The sequence below is a fragment of the Rossellomorea sp. YZS02 genome (genome assembly GCF_033963925.1).
GTDB lineage: Bacteria > Bacillota > Bacilli > Bacillales > Bacillaceae_B > Rossellomorea.
Genome location: NZ_JAXBLY010000046.1, coordinates 1 through 1,624 on the forward strand (window position 1 = coordinate 1; position 1,624 = coordinate 1,624).

The 1,624-nt window shown below is 39.8% G+C and carries 1 protein-coding gene; it reads left to right on the forward strand.

Translation table 11 applies throughout. The annotated features are described in order from the left end of the window. The first annotated feature begins 250 nt into the window (after window positions 1-250). On the forward strand, window positions 251-1,486 hold the full coding sequence (locus SLH55_RS23020; protein WP_320324557.1) for an IS110 family transposase: 1,236 nt from the start codon (window positions 251-253) through the stop codon (window positions 1,484-1,486). Window positions 1,487-1,624 lie beyond the last annotated feature (138 nt).

A 1,624-nucleotide genomic window follows, 5' to 3' on the forward strand; every position in this document is an offset into this window, starting at 1 on the left:
TTCGTATTATAAGGTCAGCCAGATATTTCTGGTTGACCATTTTTTATATCGATATATGATTACGGTAGCCGGGGTAGAACGGAAGCCCCCGTGGGACTTGATCCCGTCCATTAAACTGTTCGCCCCCTACTTGTAGAAACATGATTGAGGCTGGTTGGGACCAGGATCCCGTATAACAAGCGAAGCTATGAAACTGCAAGATGGATTTAGGGGTTACCGGCAAGTATATTCATAAGGAGGAGATCTTAGAATGAATCCAGTCGTTGGTCTGGATGTCTCTAAAGGAGAAAGCCAAGTTCAAGCATTCTTGGAAAAAGGAAAGCCTCACCGAAAGAGTTTCAGTATCCCCCACACTATAGAAGGACTTGATTGTCTCGTAGAGTATCTTGAGGAAATAAGGGCTCTTACTGGGATTAGACCTCCGGTCGTATTAGAATCTACAGGTCACTTTCATCTTCCAGTCGTTCAATATTTGGAGGAGCGTGATTATCTATTAATTATTGTTAATCCCCTTGTCTCCTATAGAGCCAAAAGTTCAAATTTACGGAAGGTAAAAACTGATGTGATTGATGCCTATCACCTATGTGAGCTGTATTATAAGGAGGAGTTAGAGCCCTACAAAAAGAGAGGAATCCAACTCTTGAACCTTCGGAATCTCACAAGGCAACATGAGAATATCACAGAACTTCATGTACAGGCTAAATTACAATTCCAATCACTACTTGATCAAGTTTTTCCGGAATATAAAGGGGTTTTTGGCAGCTTATATTCAGTGGTATCACTACTGACGTTAAAGGAATACCCTTCTTCAGAGGATATTTTAAGGACGGAAGAGGAAGAACTTTCTGGTAAGATAGCTGAATTATGTAAGTCTCGATCTAAAGCATGGGCAAAAGAAAAAGCTACTGAATTGAAAGAGGCGGCAAAGCGTAATCCAATTCAAAAAACACTTTATCAAAGCCATATCTTGAGCATGAACATGTATATTCATATGCTTCTACAGTATAAAGAGCATCTATCAAAGTTGGCAGCTGAAATAGACGCTCTCGCAAAAGAAGTAGAAGAATATGAACTTATAAAATCAATCCCTGGAATCGGAGAAAAAATCGCGGCAACGATTATCTCTGAAATCGGGGAGATTGAACGGTTTAGTCACCCCAAAAAGCTTGTAGCCTTCGCAGGAATTGATCCAAGTGTCTTTGAATCTGGCAAGTTCAGAGCCACGATCAATCGCATAACCAAAAGAGGTTCAAGTCGTCTTCGCCAGGCGTTATTTATGGCGGTGAAGTGTGCCATTCGTGACTGTCGCAAAAAGAAGATCACCGATGAGGTTATCCCTCGAAACAAAAGGTTAAGAGCCTTTTATGATAAGAAGCGAGACGAAGGGAAACCTTACAAAGTAGCCGTAATAGCCTGTGTTAACAAACTTTTAAGATGGATCTTTGCCATTTTAACAAGCAAAGAAGTTTTCCAAGATATAGATTAAAAGATAGACTTGTCCACTCAATACAAAACCTTCCATAACAAACATAGTGGAAGGCTGTTTGGTATGCCTAAATTTAGTGTAACATGTTCATTTTGAACTTTTCATTGAAAAATGTTGACAAACTATTAGCTGGTTTAA

Bases quoted from the DNA above. Each gene is read 5' to 3' on its own strand.
- SLH55_RS23020 (WP_320324557.1), top strand. From the start codon at position 251: ATGAATCCAGTCGTTGGTCTGGATGTCTCTAAAGGAGAAAGCCAAGTT.